At 60.6% G+C, this 18,348-nt stretch carries 20 protein-coding genes; 18 read left to right on the top strand and 2 right to left on the bottom strand.

The genetic code is table 11. The annotated features are described in order from the left end of the window. The first annotated feature begins 40 nt into the window (after nucleotides 1-40). Nucleotides 41-748: an SDR family oxidoreductase gene (locus tag P7F28_RS26480; protein WP_277187758.1), complete on the top strand. Its 708-nt coding sequence runs from the start codon at nucleotides 41-43 to the stop codon at nucleotides 746-748. On the opposite strand, the gene P7F28_RS26475 is transcribed toward P7F28_RS26480, so the two are convergent. Beyond that, complete coding sequence (locus tag P7F28_RS26475; protein ID WP_277187757.1) at nucleotides 738-1,163, bottom strand: YciI family protein; 426 nt, start codon at nucleotides 1,161-1,163, stop codon at nucleotides 738-740. The genes P7F28_RS26480 and P7F28_RS26475 overlap by 11 nt on opposite strands. Before the next feature lie 205 nt (nucleotides 1,164-1,368). Here P7F28_RS26475 and P7F28_RS26470 point away from each other — a divergent pair, with 205 nt between their 5' ends. From P7F28_RS26470 to P7F28_RS26435, 8 genes are all read left to right on the top strand, one after another. Next, entirely contained in the window at nucleotides 1,369-2,388 is a 1,020-nt protein-coding gene (locus P7F28_RS26470) for a LacI family DNA-binding transcriptional regulator (protein ID WP_277187756.1), read from the top strand. Nucleotides 2,389-2,391: 3 nt separating this feature from the next. Continuing rightward, the gene (locus tag P7F28_RS26465; RefSeq protein ID WP_277187754.1) at nucleotides 2,392-3,879 is read left to right on the top strand and encodes a sugar ABC transporter ATP-binding protein; all 1,488 of its coding nucleotides are present in this window, start codon (nucleotides 2,392-2,394) and stop codon (nucleotides 3,877-3,879) included. Next, nucleotides 3,860-4,876, top strand: a complete 1,017-nt coding sequence (locus P7F28_RS26460) for an ABC transporter permease (RefSeq protein ID WP_277187753.1) — start codon at nucleotides 3,860-3,862, stop codon at nucleotides 4,874-4,876. The genes P7F28_RS26465 and P7F28_RS26460 overlap by 20 nt, the downstream gene beginning before the upstream one ends. A gap of 33 nt (nucleotides 4,877-4,909) precedes the next feature. Further along, nucleotides 4,910-5,863 carry a substrate-binding domain-containing protein gene (locus tag P7F28_RS26455; protein ID WP_277187751.1) on the top strand — a complete coding sequence of 318 codons (954 nt, stop codon included), beginning with the start codon at nucleotides 4,910-4,912 and terminating at the stop codon, nucleotides 5,861-5,863. 71 nt (nucleotides 5,864-5,934) lie between these two features. Further along, the gene (locus tag P7F28_RS26450; RefSeq protein WP_277187750.1) at nucleotides 5,935-6,996 is read left to right on the top strand and encodes a sugar phosphate isomerase/epimerase; all 1,062 of its coding nucleotides are present in this window, start codon (nucleotides 5,935-5,937) and stop codon (nucleotides 6,994-6,996) included. After that, the gene (locus P7F28_RS26445; protein WP_277187749.1) at nucleotides 6,993-8,114 is read left to right on the top strand and encodes a Gfo/Idh/MocA family protein; all 1,122 of its coding nucleotides are present in this window, start codon (nucleotides 6,993-6,995) and stop codon (nucleotides 8,112-8,114) included. The genes P7F28_RS26450 and P7F28_RS26445 overlap by 4 nt, the downstream gene beginning before the upstream one ends. 81 nt (nucleotides 8,115-8,195) lie before the next feature. Next, a complete protein-coding gene (locus P7F28_RS26440; RefSeq protein ID WP_277187747.1) occupies nucleotides 8,196-9,362 on the top strand; it encodes an XRE family transcriptional regulator in 1,167 nt (388 codons plus the stop codon). A gap of 2 nt (nucleotides 9,363-9,364) precedes the next feature. Next, nucleotides 9,365-9,865: a DUF4411 family protein gene (locus tag P7F28_RS26435; RefSeq protein WP_277187746.1), complete on the top strand. Its 501-nt coding sequence runs from the start codon at nucleotides 9,365-9,367 to the stop codon at nucleotides 9,863-9,865. Nucleotides 9,866-9,913: 48 nt separating this feature from the next. Here the strand turns inward: P7F28_RS26435 and gndA are convergent, their stop codons facing one another. Beyond that, nucleotides 9,914-11,320, bottom strand: a complete 1,407-nt coding sequence (gene gndA, locus P7F28_RS26430; protein ID WP_277187744.1) for an NADP-dependent phosphogluconate dehydrogenase — start codon at nucleotides 11,318-11,320, stop codon at nucleotides 9,914-9,916. A gap of 299 nt (nucleotides 11,321-11,619) precedes the next feature. Here gndA and P7F28_RS26425 point away from each other — a divergent pair, with 299 nt between their 5' ends. The 9 genes from P7F28_RS26425 to P7F28_RS26385 all read left to right on the top strand — a co-directional run bounded on the left by P7F28_RS26425 (nucleotide 11,620) and on the right by P7F28_RS26385 (nucleotide 18,066). Continuing rightward, on the top strand, nucleotides 11,620-11,949 hold the full coding sequence (locus P7F28_RS26425) for a hypothetical protein (RefSeq protein WP_277187743.1): 330 nt from the start codon (nucleotides 11,620-11,622) through the stop codon (nucleotides 11,947-11,949). Between the two features lie 35 nt (nucleotides 11,950-11,984). Next, nucleotides 11,985-12,908, top strand: coding sequence for a 2-dehydropantoate 2-reductase (panE, locus tag P7F28_RS26420; protein ID WP_277187742.1), 924 nt, complete (start codon nucleotides 11,985-11,987; stop codon nucleotides 12,906-12,908). A 91-nt stretch (nucleotides 12,909-12,999) separates the two neighbouring features. After that, nucleotides 13,000-13,545: a chromate transporter gene (locus P7F28_RS26415; protein WP_277187741.1), complete on the top strand. Its 546-nt coding sequence runs from the start codon at nucleotides 13,000-13,002 to the stop codon at nucleotides 13,543-13,545. Continuing rightward, nucleotides 13,542-14,069 (top strand): chromate transporter, encoded by a 528-nt coding sequence (locus P7F28_RS26410; RefSeq protein ID WP_277187739.1) that lies wholly within the window; start codon nucleotides 13,542-13,544, stop codon nucleotides 14,067-14,069. Before P7F28_RS26415 ends, P7F28_RS26410 begins: the two co-directional genes overlap by 4 nt. 32 nt (nucleotides 14,070-14,101) lie before the next feature. Next, a complete protein-coding gene (locus tag P7F28_RS26405; RefSeq protein ID WP_277187738.1) occupies nucleotides 14,102-14,437 on the top strand; it encodes a thioredoxin family protein in 336 nt (111 codons plus the stop codon). 90 nt (nucleotides 14,438-14,527) lie between these two features. Then, a complete protein-coding gene (locus P7F28_RS26400) occupies nucleotides 14,528-15,232 on the top strand; it encodes a FadR/GntR family transcriptional regulator (RefSeq protein ID WP_277187789.1) in 705 nt (234 codons plus the stop codon). Between the two features lie 18 nt (nucleotides 15,233-15,250). Next, entirely contained in the window at nucleotides 15,251-16,144 is an 894-nt protein-coding gene (ltnD, locus tag P7F28_RS26395; protein WP_277187737.1) for an L-threonate dehydrogenase, read from the top strand. After that, entirely contained in the window at nucleotides 16,145-17,422 is a 1,278-nt protein-coding gene (otnK, locus tag P7F28_RS26390; protein ID WP_277187736.1) for a 3-oxo-tetronate kinase, read from the top strand. After that, nucleotides 17,422-18,066 carry an aldolase gene (locus tag P7F28_RS26385; protein ID WP_277187734.1) on the top strand — a complete coding sequence of 215 codons (645 nt, stop codon included), beginning with the start codon at nucleotides 17,422-17,424 and terminating at the stop codon, nucleotides 18,064-18,066. Before otnK ends, P7F28_RS26385 begins: the two co-directional genes overlap by 1 nt. The last annotated feature ends 282 nt before the right edge of the window (nucleotides 18,067-18,348 follow it).

Below are 18,348 nucleotides of genomic sequence, written 5' to 3'. Positions count from 1 at the left end.
TTTATCGCAACGTAAAGTGCATATGCACAAAAGGCTTGTCATGCAGATCAAAGGAAAAGTGGTACTCGTCACCGGCGCAAATCGCGGTCTCGGCAAACAGTTCGTGAAGTCGCTGCTGGAGGCGGGCGCATCGAAGGTGTATGCGGCGGCGCGCGATCCGAAGAGCGTCGATATTCCCGGTGCGCAGGCCATTCGCCTCGACGTGACCAACGCGAAGGATATCGCCGAAGCGGCCGCTGCTTATGGCGACGTGCAGGTGGTCATCAACAACGCGGGTGTATCGACACGCAGCCCGCTCACCGATCCCGCTTCGACGCAAGACGTGCGCGATGTCATGGAGATCAACCTGTTCGGCGTGCTCGGCGTCACGCAGGCCTTCGCGCCCGCGCTCAAGCGCAATGGCGGCGGCGCGCTGGTAAACGTGCTGTCGGTGCTGAGCTGGGCGTCGCTGCCGAATGGCGGCGCGTATCACATCTCGAAGGCGGCGGCGTGGGCGGCGACCAATGCGCTGCGCATCGAACTGCGCGAGCAGGGCACGCTGGTGGTCGCCGCGCACCCCGGTCTGATCGATACCGACATGACCGCGAAAATCGATGCGCCGAAATCCACGCCCGAAGACGTCGTGCGCCTGGTGCTGGACGCGGTGGCGCGCGATCACGAAGAAGTGCTGATCGACGACACCGGCCGCGCCATCAAGCAATCGCTGTCGACGGACAAGCCGGCTTATATCGCAGGCGTTACGGTTTAACGTTCTTCTGCGCGTTTTGCATTTCGTCGAATCCCGCCGCGGCTTCTTTCACGTCCGGCGGGAAATCGTCGAACTCCATCACCTGCCGGACTTCGATCATCTCGTTGCCTTGCGCCGGACAACGCTTGGCCCATTCGATGGCTTCCTCGCGCGACTTCACCTGAATGATCCAGTAACCGCCGAGCACTTCCTTGGCTTCGGCGAACGGGCCATCGGTGACGCGTGGCTTGCCGCCTTCGAAGGTCACGCGCGCGCCCATCGACGGCGGATGCAGACCGTCGAGCGCCAGCAGCACGCCCGCTTTCTGCAAGTCTTCGTTGTACTTCATCATATTGGCGACGGCGTCGGCGCTGGGCATCGTGCCGGGTTCGGCGGATTCGTAACCGCGCGGGATCATCAGCATCATGAATTTCATGTCATTGGCTCCGGTTGTTGTCGAGCGAGAGTGATGGAATTGGGCCGCTCTGAACGTACGACGAGCAACTTGCCATGTAATCGACATGAGCGATGTGAAAATTGCTCTTAAGCGTTTTTCCCTAGCCGATTCCGGTTGCCTAGATCGCGCTCTGCACCAAATAATGTAATCCATTACATCCCGAACGCCTTCGATGGCGCGAAGCATGTCCGATACCGTTCGTATGCGCGAAGAAGTATCGATTGCCGACGTCGCCGAGCGCGCGGGTGTGTCCGTGGCTACGGTATCACGTGTGCTCAACGGGCATACGAACGTCCGTCAGCCTACGCGCGAGAAAGTGCTCGCGGCCGTCGCGGCAAGCGGCTATCGCATCAACGAACTTGCGCGCAATCTGCGCACCGCCGAAAGCCGTCTGCTGCTCACTATGGTGCCCGATTTCGGCAATCCGTTCTACGCGGCGATCGTGCGCGGTATCGACAGCGTGGCGCGTCAGAACGGCTACTTCATGCTGTTGTGCGATACCGGCGCGGACCCTTTGCGCGAACGAAGTTATTTCGATCTCCTGCGCGGCCGTCGCGCCGATGGTGCCATCTGTCTCGATCCCGCCGCCGTGCAGCAGGCGTTAGCCGAAGAAGCATCGCGCCTGCCGTGGGTCGCGTGCTGCGAATTCGATCCGGACGCGCCCGTGCCGTACGTCGGTATCGACAATCATCTTGCAGCGGGCGATGTCGTGCGATATCTGATCGACAAGGGACATACGCGAATCGCGCTGATCAACTCGGGGCATGGTTACTTATACGGACGTCAGCGGCTGGCGGGTTATCGCGATGCCTTGCGCGATGCCGGCATTCACGCCAATCCCGCGTGGCAGATCGAACTCGACAGCCTCGATTACGATGCCGGCGCGCAAGCCGCCGCGCAACTCATGGCGTTGAACGATGCACGCCCGACCGCGATCTTCGCCGTCTCGGATACCCTGGCGATCGGCGTAATGAACGGCGTGCGCGGCGCGGGGCTGCGCGTGCCGGAAGACGTCGCCGTAGTCGGTTTCGACGATATCGCTGTGGCCGCGCATGTCGATCCGCCTTTGACCACCGTCGCGCAGCCGATGCAGACGCTTGGCGAGACCGCAGCCGAATTGCTGCTCAAGCGCCTGCGCGATCCGCGCGCCGACGTGCCTGGTGTCGTGATGCCGCATCGCCTGATCGAACGAAGGAGCGCATAGACGATGAGCCTTTCGGTTCGCTTCGACGCCATCGAAAAACAGTTCGGGCTGGTGCGCGTGCTGCACGGCGTGAGCTTCGATCTCGCGCCGGGCCGCATCTATGGTTTGCTCGGCGAAAACGGCGCGGGCAAATCGACCTTGATGAAGATACTCGGCGGTTATGAACGCGCGAACGCGGGCACGCTTTACATCGACGAACGTGAGCGCGATTTTCGCAATTCGCGCGAGGCCGAAGAAGCGGGCATCGTGCTGATTCATCAGGAACTGAATCTCGCGGATCATTTGAGCATTACGCAGAACATGTTTCTCGGTCATGAACTGCGCAAAGGCTTTTTTCTCGATGAACCCGCGATGCGCGAAGCCGCGCGCATTCGCTTGAACGAAGTCGGTTTGTATCAGAACCCGGATGTGCGCGTGCGCGATCTGATCGTCGCGGAGAAGCAGCTTGTGGAAATCGCGAAAGCCATGTTGCGCGATGCGCGTCTGCTCATCATGGATGAACCCACGGCGACGCTCACGCCATCCGAAACGCAGCGCTTGTTTGCGTTGATGGCGCGTTTGAAGAAAGACGGCGTGACCATCGTTTATATCTCGCACAAACTCGATGAAGTCGAGCGCATTACCGATGAAGTCATCGTGATGCGCGATGGCCGTTTCGTCGCGCGCGCGCCGACCGATGAACTCACGCGTCAGCAGATGGCGAATCTGATGGTCGGTCGCGAAGTCTCCGACATGTTCCCCGACAAACCCGCCCTCGCCGACGATGCGCCTGTCGCGTTCAAAGTCGAACAGGCCTCCGTTCCCGGCTGGGCCGAAGGCGTGAGCTTCGCGGTGCGTAAAGGCGAAGTGTTCGGCTTCGCAGGATTGGTGGGCGCGGGCCGCACCGAGCTGTTCGAAGGACTCGCGGGATTGCGCGCGATGAGCGCGGGACGCATCGTGATCGAAGGTGAAACGGTGAAGCTCAGATCACCGCGCGATGCCATGCATCACGGTCTCACGTATTTGAGCGAAGACCGCAAGGGACGCGGCCTGCACGTGGATATGTCGCTCAAAGACAATCTCACGATGATGACGCCGGAACGCTACGCGCATCCGCTGCTCGACATTCGCGCGGAACGCGAAGCGCTCAAACAAGCCGTGAACGATTTCGGCATTCGCACGGGCAATGCATCGAGCCGTGCGCGCATGCTGTCGGGCGGCAATCAGCAGAAGCTGGCGCTTGCCAAGTTTCTGCATCCCGGTCCGCGCGTGATCGTGCTCGATGAACCCACGCGCGGCGTCGATGTCGGCGCGAAACGCGATATCTATTTTCTGATCCATCGGCTGGCGGCGGAAGGCCGCGCGGTGATCGTGATTTCGTCCGAGCTGATCGAACTGATCGGCTTGTGTCATCGCGTTGCGGTGATGCGCGCGGGCGAACTTGTTGCCACGCTCGGCATGGAACTTTTGACCGAAGAGAGGTTGATCGCGCATGCGACCGGCACACACTGAAGACACCGCGCAGGAAAGCCGACTGACCGTGTTCGCGCGGTTTTTGCTGGGCGTCGGACCGTTGATCGGGCTGATCGCGCTGTGCATCGGCGGCACGCTGCTCAACGGCGACTTCGCCACGTTCGATAACGCGATGAACGTGCTTACGCGTACGTCGTTTATCGGCATCATCGCGGTGGGGATGACGTTCGTGATTATCTCGGGCGGTATCGACTTGTCGGTCGGGTCGATGGCGGCGTTGATCGCGGGCAGCATGATCTGGATGATGAATGGGCTCTTGCAAGGCTTCAAAGGCCATGTGGTGCCGCCGCTTGCGATTATCGCATTGGGCATCGTGCTGGCGCTGGTGCTCGGCGCGCTGTTCGGTTTTGCGCATGGCGTGTTGGTGACGAAGGGGCGTATCGAACCGTTTATCGTGACGCTGGGAACGCTCGGTATTTATCGCGCGCTGCTGACATGGCTCGCCGATGGCGGCGCGCTCACGCTCGACAACTCCCTCGTCGATCTATACGGACCGGTTTATTACGCGAGTCTTTTCGGCATACCCGTGCCAATCTGGATCTTCGCGATCGTCGCGGCGGGCGGCGCGCTGGTGCTCAATCGCACCGTGTTCGGCCGACACGTGCAGGCGATCGGATCGAACGAGCAAGTGGCGCGTTATGCCGCGATTCGTGTGGATCGCGTGAAGATTGCGACTTATGTTTTGCTTGGGCTGTGCGTGGCCGTGGCGACTGTGTTGTACGTGCCGCGCTTAGGCTCCGCGACGCCCACGACCGGAATTCTTTGGGAGCTCGAAGCAATTGCTGCCGTAGTTGTTGGCGGCACAGCGCTTAAGGGTGGCGAAGGACGCGTGATCGGCACCGTGATCGGCGCGATTCTGCTTTCGGTCATCAATAACATTCTGAATCTGACGAGCATCATCAGTGTGTATCTGAACGCGGCGGTGCAGGGCGCCGTGATCGTCGTCGTAGCGTTCCTGCAGCGAGGCCGTCGTTAGTCAAAGACATTTCATAAGACAGGAGACATCGCCATGAAGAAAATCATTCGCGCAATCACGCTTGCTGCCTGCGCGCTCGCCATGACATCACCCGCTTTCGCCGCCGACAAAGTGATACTCGGCGTCGCCATTCCGACTGCGGATCACGGCTTTACGGGCGGCATCGTCTGGTGGGCCAACGAAGCGAAGAAAGAACTGGAGAAGGCGCATCCCGATCTGAAAGTGATCGTGAAAACAGCGGGCAGCGCGCCGGAACAAGCGAATCAATTGCAGGATCTGGTGACGGTCAACAAGATCAATGCGCTGGTGATTTTCCCGCAGGAATCGGCATCGCTGACGCAGCCGGTGGCGCAGGTGAAGAAGAAGGGCGTGTATGTCACCGTCGTGGATCGCGGTCTCACGGATACCAGTGCTCAGGATGCCTATGTAGCAGGCGACAACACCGCGTTCGGCAAGATTCCCGCCGAATATCTGGCGAAAGCGCTCGACGGCAAAGGCGATATCGTCGCGCTGCGCGGCATTCCGACCACGCTCGATAACGAGCGCTGGACCGCGTTCGAAGGCGTGATCAAACAGCATCCGGACATGAAGATTCTCGATGCCAAATACGCCAACTGGAATCGCGACGATGCCTTCAAGGTGATGCAGGACTATCTCACGCGCTTCAAACATATCGATGCCGTCTGGGCCGCCGACGACGACATGATGGTCGGCGTGCTGAAGGCGATCGATCAGGCCAAGCGGACGGACGTGAAGATCGTGTTTGGCGGCGCGGGATCGAAGGATGCGGTCAAGCGCATTATCGATGGCGACAAGCGCACGCCCGCCGATGTATCGTATTCGCCCAAGTTCATCTACGACGCGATCAAACTCACGGCCGAGGCGCGCTTGAAGGGCGAGAAGCTGCCCGCGACGACGATCATTCCGTCGGTGCTGATCACCAAGGACAACGCCAAGCAGTTCTACTTCCCGAACTCGCCGTTCTGATCGTGTCGATGCGCGAAGGCCGCTTAGTCGCTTAGTCGTTTAATCGGCCTTCTTTTTGTTTGAGGCGAAAGATGAAGACCATCAAAGGCCCGGCGATTTTTCTCGCGCAGTTCATGGGCGACAGCGTACCGTTCGATACGCTGAAGAACCTTGCATCGTGGGCAAAATCGCTGGGTTATGAAGGCATACAAGTGCCGTGCGATCCGCGTTTGATCGATCTGGAAAAAGCCGCATCGAGCGATGCGTATTGTGACGATATCCGCCGCACGGTCGAAGACGCAGGTGCTCAGATATCCGAACTATCGACACATCTGCAAGGGCAACTCGTCGCAGTGCATCCCGCATACGACACGTTGTTCGATGGCTTTGCCGCGCCGCATGTACGTGGTGACGCGAAGGCACGCACCGAATGGGCGATTGCGCAAATGAAGCTCGCGGCGGCGGCATCGAAACGATTGGGGCTGAACGCGCATGTGACGTTTTCGGGCGCGCTGGCGTGGCCGTATGTGTATCCCTGGCCACAGCGTCCGGCCGGTCTCGTGGAAGCCGCCTTCGAAGAACTCGCGACACGCTGGCGGCCTATTCTCGATGCGTTCGATCAAGCGGGCATCGACGTATGTTACGAACTGCATCCCGGCGAAGACCTGCACGATGGCGTGAGCTTCGAGCGCTTTCTTGCCGCGGTGGACGACCATCCGCGCGCCAATATTCTGTTCGATCCGAGCCACTTCGTTTTGCAGCAACTCGATTACCTCGCGTTTATCGATATCTATCATTCGCGCATCAAGGCGTTTCATGTGAAGGACGCGGAGTTTCGTCCGAACGGCAAGCAAGGCGTGTATGGCGGATATTCAGGTTGGGTCGATCGCGCGGGACGTTTTCGTTCCTTGGGCGATGGACAGATCGACTTCAAGGCCATCTTCTCGAAGATGGCGCAATACGATTTCGCGGGCTGGGCCGTGCTCGAATGGGAATGCGCGCTGAAGCATCCCGAAGACGGCGCGCGTGAAGGCGCGGTGTTTATTCGCGATCACATCATTCGCGTCGGCGAACGTGCCTTCGATGACTTCGCGGGCAGCGGCGCGAGTCGCGAGCAGATGCGTGGCTTGCTCGGTATCGGAGAGACGCGATGAATCGTGTGCGGCTCGGGATGGTTGGCGGCGGAGAGGGCGCGTTTATCGGCGCGGTGCATCGGATTGCGGCGCGGCTGGATGATCGATATGAGCTGGTAGCAGGCGCGCTATCGTCCGATCCGCAGCGCGCGGCGGCGAGTGCTGCGGCGATCGGCTTGCCGCGCAGTTATGCCGACTGGCGCGAGATGGCGCGCGTGGAAGCGGGGCGATCGGATGGTATCGAAGTGGTATCGATCGTGACACCTAATCATTTGCATGCGCCGATTGCCACTGCGTTTCTCGAAGCCGGCATTCACGTGATGTGCGATAAGCCGCTGGCCGTATCGCTCGATGAAGGCGAGGCGCTGGCGAAGCTCGCGCGCGAAAAAGACCGCGTGTTTGCGGTGACTTATACCTACACTGGTTATCCGATGGTGCGCCACGCGCGCGGCATGGTGCGGCAAGGTTTGCTCGGTGATATCCGCGTCGTGCAGGTGGAATATGCTCAGGACTGGCTATCATTGCCGGTCGAAACGCAGGCGAATCGGCAAGCTGTGTGGCGCACCGATCCGTCGATGGCCGGTCCGGCCGGTTGTCTCGGCGATATCGGCACGCATGCGTATCAGCTTGCGGAATACGTCACAGGCATGCAGCCCGCCGAGCTTTCCGCCGATGTAACCACGTTCGTGGCGAATCGGCGCGTAGACGATCACGTCCAGGCGATGTTCCGCTATGACAACGGCGCGCGCGGCATGTTGTGGGCGAGCCAGGTGGCGGCGGGTGAGGAGAACGCGCTGCGATTGCGCGTGTATGGGACGAAGGCGGGTTTATCGTTCGATCAGCAGACGCCGAACGAATTGTGGTTCACGCCGATCGGAGGGGCATCGCAACGCATTACGCGCGGGCGTGTGCAGAGTCCCGAAGCGCTCCACGCGACGCGCGTTCCGGCGGGGCATCCGGAAGGGTATCTGGAGGCGTTCGCGCAGGTTTATACGGATGCGGCGGCGTGTATCGCGAGCGGGACCACGCAGGGGGATGAGTGGCTGACCACGGTCGAGGATGGCGTCGCGGGGTTGAGGTTTGTCGATGCTGTGTTGCGGAGCGGGGAGAGGAATGGGGCGTGGGTGGGGATATCTTGAAGCTGCTCATAGTCAACGACTTATGGATGCGTTCGATGCTAACCTTCGGGCTTGTCATCAACCGGCAACTACGCATCCACTATGCCCGAGGCACTGATTAATCCTTCGATACTCGTTTGGGCGCGCCAGCGCTCGGGTATCGACGTGCCGGCGCTAGCGAAGAAGATTGGAACTGACGCAATCCATGTCGCATCGTGGGAGATTGGCGAGAGCCGGCCGACCTTCCGACAGGCAAGACGCTTTGCTGAACTCACTCACATCCCGTTCGGTTATCTCTATCTCGCGGAACCACCGGAAGAATCGCTCCCGATCGCTGATTTCCGTACGGTAGGCGATGCTCCGCTTGTTCCTCTCGGTGCAGATTTCAGGGAACTGCTGAACGACGTTCTGCGCAAGCAGAATTGGTATCGCGAATACCGGATACAGCACGGCGAAAATGAGTTGCCGTTCGCCGGAAGCGCGAATGTTGGAGACTCGGTCCAGGGCATCGCGGCGGATATCCAGCAAGCGCTTCGGATTACGTCTCAAGACCGCATCGCGTGTAAAGGATGGGAAGACTATTTGCGGCTTTTGATCGCGCGTATTGAGGACGTGGGCATATTGGTGATGCGATCTGGAATCGTCGGCGGTAATACACATCGAGCGCTTTCGGTCGATGAGTTTCGCGGCTTCGTCTTGGCGGATCGCTACGTCCCGGTCATTTTTCTGAACAGTAAGGATGCGAAGCCGGCGCAAATATTTACGCTGATGCACGAACTTGCGCATGTATGGCTGGGCGCGAGCGGCGTTTCGAATGAAGCAGTTGGTGTCGTGCGTGAACGCCTCAGTTCTGTTGAGCGGTGGTGCAACGCAGTGGCAGCCCAGTTTTTGATCCCGGAAGACGAGATGCGCCGCGACTGGAGCCTGCAAGCGGTCTTCGTGACGCAAGTCAGCGACTTCGCACGGCGCTTTAAGGTAAGCCGAATTGTCGCGGGACGTCGTGCGTTTGAATTGGGCTTGGTTGCATGGGTCGAATTTAATCGGTTTTATCAGGCTGAGCGCGAGCAATGGGCTGCGGCAGCCATGCGACGCAATGGCGGCGGCAACCCGTACCAAAATTCAGCCACAAGAAATAGCAGGCGGCTGACCAAAGCGGTTCTTGAAACGACGTTCGAAGGTCGGATGTTATTGCGTGATGCGGGTAACTTGCTTGGCGTTAAACCCGCCAATTTGCGGAAGCTCGCGGACAGTGTGTATGGAGACGATTGAAGATGTACCTGCTGGACAGCAATATCTTTATCGAAGCACAGAATCGCTACTATGCAAACGATATTTGCCCCGGATTCTGGGAGTGGTTGGATGATGCCAATCGGAAGGGATTGGTGGCAAGTATCAGCGAGGTCTATGAAGAGCTTGCGGATGGATCGGACGCGTTGGCGAAATGGGTCAAAGCGCGCCGTCGCGGCGGATGGTTTCTGGATGTCACGGACGACGCCACTCAATCTTCATTTGCGGAAATCATTCAGCATATCGAATCAGTGGGGCGATATACGGAAGCCAACAAGGTTCAGTTTCTCGATGGTGCCGATCCCTGGCTGATCGCCAAGGCCAAAACCATGAATTGGCACGTCGCAACACACGAAGCGTTCAGTGAGAATTCAACTAAAGTGAAGATTCCTAATGTCTGTCGCAGGTTCGGCGTGACGAGCCGCGACACGTTCGAAATGTTGCGAGAACTCCGCGTTTCTTTCGCGTGGGCAAGGGCGGCGTAAAAAAACGGGGCGACCGCAGGCCGCCCCGTTTCACATCTGTTCAACCCCTCACGCCCAATTCGCGTGAAAACTCCCTTCCTTGTCAACACGCTCGAACGTATGCGCCCCAAAGAAATCCCGCTGCGCCTGAACCAGATTCGCCGGCAATCTCTCCGAGCGATACGCATCGAAATAAGCAATCGCCGATGAAAACGCCGGCACCGGAATCCCCGCCTTCACCGCCGCGACCACGACATCGCGCAGCGCGTCCTGATACTTCGCCGCGATATCGCTGAAATACGGATCGAGCAGCAGATTGGCGAGCTTCGAATCAGCCTTATAAGCGTCCGTGATCTTCTGCAAAAAGCGCGCGCGAATAATGCAGCCCGCGCGGAAGATCTTCGCGATCTCGCCATATTGCAAATTCCACTCATACTCATCCGATGCCGCCCGCAACTGCGCAAAGCCCTGCGCATACGAAACGATCTTCGACAGATACAACGCACGCCGTACCGATTCGATAAACGCCGCACGATCGCCATCGAACTTCGGCTTCGGACCGGTCAGCACCTTGGCCGCCGCCACGCGCTGCGTTTTCAGCGACGACAACACGCGCGCAAACACCGCTTCGGTAATCAGCGGCAGCGGCGCGCCGAGGTCCAGCGCGTTCTGGCTGGTCCACTTGCCCGTGCCCTTTTGCGCGGCGCGATCGAGAATGACATCGACGAGATCCTTGCCGGTTTCATCGTCTTTCTTCGAGAAAATCTTCGAGGTGATTTCGATCAGGTAGCTGTCCAGCTCGCCCTGATTCCACTCGACATACACCTTGCCCAACTCTTCGTTCGACAAACCGGCCACGCGCTTCAACACGTCGTAGCTCTCGGCGATCAACTGCATATCGCCGTATTCGATGCCGTTGTGCACCATCTTCACGAAATGGCCCGCGCCGTCCGGTCCCATGTACGCGACGCACGGTTCGCCGTCCGGCGCTTTCGCGGCGATTTCGGTGAGAATCGGTGCGACCAGATCGTAGGCTTCCTTCTGTCCGCCCGGCATGATCGACGGGCCTTTCAGCGCGCCTTCCTCACCGCCCGACACGCCCGTGCCGATGAAATGCAGCCCCGACTTGGCGAGGTCCTGATTGCGGCGGATGGTATTGGTGAAATGCGTGTTGCCGCCGTCGATCAGAATGTCGCCTTTTTCCAGCAGCGGGCGCAATTGGTCGATGGTTTCATCCGTACCTGCGCCGGCTTTCACCATCAGCAGAATGCGGCGCGGCGTTTCCAGCGACTGCACGAACTCTTCGAGCGTGTACGACGGCACGAGCTTCTTGTCGGGATGTTCGGCAATCAGTTCGTCGGTTTTGGCGCGGCTGCGGTTGTAGACCGAAACGGCGTGGCCGCGGCTCTCGATGTTCAAGGCCAGATTGCGGCCCATGACGGCGAGGCCCACCACGCCGATAGCTTGCTTGCTCATGCTTGATCTCCGAATGACCGAAGCGCAGCGCGGCTCGTGGCGCGTGGCTTCGGGGTGAAAACGTGTCGATGGATGCGGCGCGCGGGAGGATCGACTCCCTCGGCGAGGCTCGACGACCCGCACCGCAAGCGCGGGCCGGAACTCTACCAGCAGCACGGTCGCCGCGCGCACGCAGACCGAGCGAATTTACCACTTTGAGCCAGATCGAGCAGGGCGGGCGCTGCGGCTTCGTCAATCGCGGAATAGAATGAGCGGCCGTCATTCAACCTTCGTTCAACCTTGAAACGCATCGCACGAGCATGGGCGCGAAACGTCATCACTACAGCGTCTATGTCGTCCAATTGTCGGACATGGTGTGGAACGAGGCGCGCTTTCGGCGCGCGAATCCGGACTACGTGCTCGGGCAGCCGTTCGTCTATGTCGGCATGACCGGCATCGATCCGGACGTGCGTTTCGACAAGCACAAGGCGGGCATTCAGTCGAATCGATACGTGCGCGACTTCGGGTTGCGGCTGTTGCCGCATCTGTACGAGATGTACAACCCGATGCCCTACGACGGCGCGCGCGATATGGAAGTGGAACTGGCCATCGGCCTGCGCGAAGCGGGCTACGGCGTCTGGCAGGCTTGATTACAACGATCGAAACGATCGAAACGGAGCGAGATATGCGGATTCTGGTAGTGGGCGCGGGCGCGATCGGCGGATATTTCGGCACGCGGCTGCTGAATGCGGGACGCGATGTAACGTTTCTCGTGCGCGAAGGGCGCGCGCAGCGCTTGCGCGAAAATGGGCTGACGGTTCACACGCCCGAAGGTGATCTGCACGTCGAAAAACCTTCGCTGGTGTTATCGAACGAAATCACCACGCCGTTCGATCTGATCGTGCTGAGCTGCAAAGCCTACGATCTGCAAGGCGCGATGGATTCCTTCGCGCCCGCCGTCGGCCCGGACACGGCCATTCTTCCGCTGCTCAACGGCATGGCGCATCTCGACGCGCTCGACGCCCGTTTCGATTCCGCCAACGTGCTCGGCGGCCAGTGCGCGATCGCCGCGACGCTCAATCCGCAAGGCGAAGTCGTGCAAATGACCGACATGCACTCGATGGTCATAGGCGAGCGCGCGGGCGGACATTCGGCGCGCATCGAAGCGATCGGCGCGCAGCTCGGCGGCTGCGGTTTCGATTTGAGCGTGAGCGAAAACGTGCTTCAGTCGATGTGGGACAAATGGGTATTTCTCGCCACGCTCGCCACCGGCACGTGCCTGATGCGCGCGCCGATCCGCGATATTCTCGCCGCGCCGGGCGGCGAAGAAGTGCTGCGCCGGTTGTTCCTCGAATGCCAAAGCATCGCGGCCGATAACGATCATCCACCCGGCGAAGCGACGCTGGAACGCGCGCGCTCGTTCTTCTCCGACCGCGAATCGCCGATGACGGCTTCGATGCTGCGCGATCTGGAGAACGATGCGCCGATCGAAGCCGATCACATCGTCGGCGATCTGATCGCGCGGCGGCGCTCGAAGGTCGAGGGTGCATCGATGCTGGAAGTCGCGTACGCGCATTTGAAGGCGTACGAATCGCGTCGGGCGCGCTGAAGCTTTCACGCCGCTGTCGTCCGCGTGAGAAGACTTTTGTCACGCGGATGCAGGTTGTACGCTTGCGGCTTTTCCGCCTTTTCAAGCGCGTATGGCACACGACAAACCGCATCCCACACTCGTTGAAATCTTCACCGGCTTTCTGACGCTCGGGCTGATCGCGTTCGGCGGCGCGTTGCCGCTGGCGCGACGCGAGATCGTCGAACGTCGCAAATGGCTCGATGCCGACGAGTTCACCGATCTGCTCGGCTTGTGCCAGTTTCTTCCGGGCGGCAACGTGATCAATCTATCGGTTGCGATCGGTATGCGTTTTCGCGGCGTGCCGGGTGCTCTGGCGGGCTTGCTCGGGCTGATCGTCGGGCCTTCGCTGATCGTGATCGGGCTGGGCGTGATTTATCAGCGTACGCATCAGGACCCGCGCATTGCGCATCTGTTCGCGGGGCTGGCGGCTGCGGCGGCGGGCTTGCTGATCGCGATGTCGGTGAAGATCGTGTGGCCGCTGCGGCATAAGCCGGAGGCGGCGATCATCGCGCTGGTGATGTTCGTCGCGATTGCGTTTCTGCGCACGCCGCTCTTGCCGTCGATGCTCGTACTCACACCGATTTCCGTGTTCATCGCCCGGAAGATGCGCGCATGAACCAGACGCTGCTCGCGCTCGCCGGTATCTTCAGCCAGCTTTCGCTGCTTGCGTTCGGCGGCGGCAACACCATCCTGCCGGAGATGCAGCGCCAGGTCGTCGAGGTTCATCACTGGATGACCAAGGCCGATTTCTCCGCGTTGTTCGCGCTCGCGCAGGCCGCGCCCGGACCGAACATGATGGTCGTCACCCTGATCGGCTGGCATGTGGCGGCGTGGCCCGGCGTGCTCGTCACGTCGATTGCCAAGTTCGGGCCGTCGTCGCTGGTAACGATTTTCGCGATGCATCTGTGGGAGCGCTTCAAGGACCGTCCGTGGCGGCGCTATATCCAGCTCGGCCTCGTGCCGATCACGGCGGGACTGGTGGCCGCGAGCGCGTTGCTGATCGCGGAAGCGTCGGATCAGACGGCGATGCTGGTTGGGATCACGGTGGCGGTGGCGCTGCTGTCGCATCGGACGAAGCTGCATCCGTTGTGGCTGCTGGCGGCGGGCGCGCTGGTCGGACTGACGGGGATCGGGCAGTAAATATCGCAAAGCTAGGACACGAGGACAGCACGATGAGCACCAATATGGAATACGCGAAGACCGCGCCGGAACGCAGCGAAGTGGGCGCGCTCACCGGCCCGGTGGTCGTCGAATTCGGCACCGACTGGTGCGGCTTCTGCCGCGCCGCGCAGCCGCATATCGCGCAGGCGTTTCAGGATCACGGCGGCGCCAAGCATATGAAGATCGAAGACGGCAGCGGGCGTCCGCTCGGCCGATCTTTCCGCGTCAAACTCTGGCCGACGCTGGTGTTCATGCGCGACGGCAAAGAAGTCGCGCGCCTCGTGCGCCCCGGCAATGCCGCCGATATCAGCCGCGCGCTGGCGCTGATCGACGAACCTCTGTCCTGATTCGACGCGATTCAGGGTAATCGCCGAGTCGATTCCTATCTCAAAAACTTGTATGATGACCCGATGACCTTACAAGCTCCACCGAATCGCATGTTCGAGAAGATTCCGCCGCGCGCCCTGTCCGATACGGTCGCGCAGCAGTTGCACGAGCAGATCGAGAAGGGCAGCTTCGCCTCGACCGGCAAGCTGCCGAGCGAAACCGTGCTTGCGCAGGAATTCGGCGTGAGCCGCACGGTGATTCGCGAAGCCGTGTCGCGGCTGAAAAACGAAGGCATGGTCGAGCCGCGCCAGGGCAGCGGCGTGTTTATCGTCGAGCGGGCGGGGATTCGGCCGTTGCGGATCGATTACGCGCAGGCGGTCGAGCCGGGCGACTTGCTGCACATTCTGGCGCTGCGGCGGGCGATCGAAGCGGAAGTGGCATCGGAAGCGGCATCGCGCCGGACCGACACGCAGATGGCCGCGATCGATACGGCGCTCGCTTTGCTGGCGCAAGCCGTCAGCGAAGGACGTGACGGCGTAGCCGAAGACGTGGCGTTCCATCGCGAAATCGCCAATGCGACGGGCAATCCGTACTTCCTGAAAACGCTCACCTTTCTGAACCAGTATCTCGAAGCGGGCACGCTGGTCACGCGCGGTAACGAAGCCTTGCGCGAGGACTTTATGCGGCAGGTGCGGGAAGAACACGCGGCGATTGTCGAGGCCATCCGCGCCCGCGATCCCCACGCCGCGCGGGCCGCCGCGCAGACGCATTTGATCAACGCCGCGCGCCGCTTGTCGGAAGCGGGCATCTGTTGAAACAAAAAGGATGGAGCGATGAGTAAAAACGTCGGTGTGATCGGTTTGGGTGCGATGGGCATGGGCGTCGCGCGCTCGTTATTGCGCGCGGGATTCGCCGTGCACGCGTGCGATGTGCGCCGGCCCGTGCTCGATGCGTTCGCGAAGGAAGGCGGCATCGCGTGTTCATCGCCCGCCGAGTTGGGCGGCAAGTGCGATGTGGTGCTGACCGTCGTCGTCAATGCGGCGCAGACGGAAGCGGTGCTGCTCGGCGAACACGGCGCGTGCGATGCGATGAAACCGGGCAGCGTGGTGCTTGCATGCGCGACGGTATCGCCTGAATTCGCCGTGTCGCTCGGCAAGCGACTCGCCGAAAAAGGCCTGAAGCTGCTCGATGCACCGTTATCCGGCGGCGCAGCCAAAGCCAACACCGGCGAAATGACCATGATGACCTCCGGCCCCGCCGATGCCTACGCTGCCTGCGAAGACGTGCTCGCGGCGATTGCCGGCAAGGTGTACAGACTGGGCGATGCGCACGGCGCGGGTTCGAAGGTCAAGATCATCAATCAACTGCTGGCGGGCGTGCATATCGCCGCCGCCGCCGAGGCGATGGCGCTCGGCCTGCGCGAAGGCGTCGATCCGGACGCGCTTTACGACGTCATCACGCACAGCGCGGGCAATTCGTGGATGTTCGAGAACCGCGTGCCGCACATTCTGGCGGGCGACTACACGCCGCTGTCCGCCGTCGATATTTTCGTGAAGGACCTGGGCCTCGTGCTCGATACGGCCCGCACGTCCAAATTCCCGCTGCCCTTGTCGGCGGCGGCGCATCAGATGTTCATGATGGCGTCCACGGCCGGTCACGGCGGCGAGGACGATTCCGCGGTCATCAAAATTTTTCCGGGCATCGACGTCCCGAAGGGAGCGAAGTAAATGGCGCAGGCACTGCTCGGCTGTATCGCCGACGATTTCACCGGTGCGACCGATCTCGCCAATATGCTCGTGCGCGGCGGCATGCGCACGGTCCAGACTATCGGCGTGCCGGGGTCGTCGAAGGAACTCGAAGCGGACGCCATCGTCGTCGCGCTCAAGTCACGCACCATTCCCGCCGATGACGCCGTGCGTCAATCGCTCGAAGCGCTCGAATGGCTGCGCGCGCAGGGCTGCCGCCAGTTCATCTTCAAGTATTGCTCGACGTTCGATTCCACCGATCAGGGCAATATCGGCCCTGTCGCGGACGCTTTGCTCGATGCGTTGAAGGACGATTTCACCATCGCGTGTCCCGCGTTCCCCGAGAACGGCCGCACGATTTTCCGCGGCAATCTGTTCGTTGGTGACGTGCTGCTGAGCGAATCGGGCATGGAGAACCATCCGCTCACGCCGATGACCGATCCCAATCTCGTGCGCGTATTGCAGCGTCAAACGAAGTCGAAAGTCGGCCTGATTCGCTACGACACGATCATGAAGGGCGCGGACGCCATTCGTGCGCGCATCGCCGAATTGAAGCAGGACGGCGTGCGTCTTGCCATCGCCGATGCCGTCTCCGACGCCGACCTCTACGTGCTCGGCGACGCGCTGCGCGATCTGAAGCTCATCACGGGCGGATCGGGCATTGCGCTCGGTTTGCCGCAGAATTTCCGCGCGGCGAATCTGCTCGCGCATGCGGAACATGCGGCCGATCTGCCGAAGATCGATGGTCCGGCGCTGGTGCTGGCGGGCAGCGCATCGAAGGCGACCAATGCGCAGGTGGCGGCGTGGCGCGAATCGAAGCCGAGTTTCCGTGTCGATCCGATGGCGTTGTCGCGCGGCGAAGCGGTGGTCGATCAGGCCGTCGCGTTTGCGCTGGACCATATGAAGCGCGATGAAACCGTGCTGATTTACGCGACCTCATCGCCCGATGAAGTGAAGGCGGTGCAGAAGGAACTGGGCGTCGGAAAAGCCGGGCATCTGGTGGAAGACGCGTTGGCATCGATTGCGCGGCGTCTGCGTGACGAAGGCGTGCGCAAGTTCGTGGTCGCGGGCGGCGAGACATCGGGCGCGGTGGTGCAGGCGCTGGATGTGCGAACGCTGCGTATCGGACCGCAGATCGATCCGGGCGTGCCGGCGACGCAGTCCATTGGTGCGGACGGCGCGGTCTCGCTTGGGCTGGCGCTCAAGTCTGGAAACTTCGGTACGACTGATTTCTTTGAGAAGGCATTGAAGGCGCTCTGATGGCATCGAACGACGAAAACCGCATCCGCGAAGAGATTTGCATCGTTGGTAAGAGTTTGTATGAGCGCCGATACACCGTTGGCAGTGCTGGCAATATCAGCGCGCGGCTCGATGATGGCTGGCTCATTACGCCGACCGATGCGTGTCTTGGCAGGCTCGATCCTGCTGAGATCGCCAAGGTGGATTTTTCTGGCAATCATGTTTCTGGCGGGCGGCCTTCAAAGACCTTGGCTTTGCATCGGCGGATTTATGAGAACAATGCGGAGGCGCGGGGTGTTGTGCATACGCATTCGACTTCCTTGGTCGCATTGACGCTTGCGGGCGTCTGGTCTGCTGACGACGTCTTGCCGCCGATTACGCCTTATTACGTGATGAAGGTTGGGCATGTGCCTTTGATTTCTTATCGCAAGCCGGGGGATGCTTCTGTTGCTGAAGAAGTGGCGGTTCTTGCCTCGCGTGTTAGGGCGGTTTTGCTTGAGCGACTCGGGCCTGTGGTTTGGGAGAAGTCGGTTTCGCATGCTTCTTTTGCTCTTGAAGAGCTTGAGGAGACGGCTCGGCTTTGGCTTTCGGTTTTGCCTCGGACTGAGGGGTTGCCTGAATCGGCTATTCAGGAGCTTCGGGATTCGTTTGGGGCTCGGTGGTAGTTGGTTTGGCTGCGGCTGCTGTTTGTTGTGCTGGTTTTGCAGTAGCCGCCTCCCCGGCGGGGGGGTAACTTTCTTTGCTGCTGCAAAGAAAGTCACCAAAGAAAGCAGCTTTTTCAACCAGACACTGCCCGTTGAAAAGGCAAGTGGATTAATGCGCTCTCTAGGTAACAATAGCCCGCCGCCACGGAGGCCTGCCCGGCCTGCAAGCGGATTGGTCAGCTTGCGTTTTAGCAGGTCTGGCGCTTAAACAAAGCGGTACGCGCTCATCCGCGCGGCGTATTT

Source organism: Caballeronia sp. BR00000012568055 (assembly GCF_029439455.1).
Lineage (GTDB): Bacteria > Pseudomonadota > Gammaproteobacteria > Burkholderiales > Burkholderiaceae > Caballeronia.
Note: the sequence above shows the minus strand (reverse complement) of the source record. Positions and strands in the feature narration are given on the sequence as shown.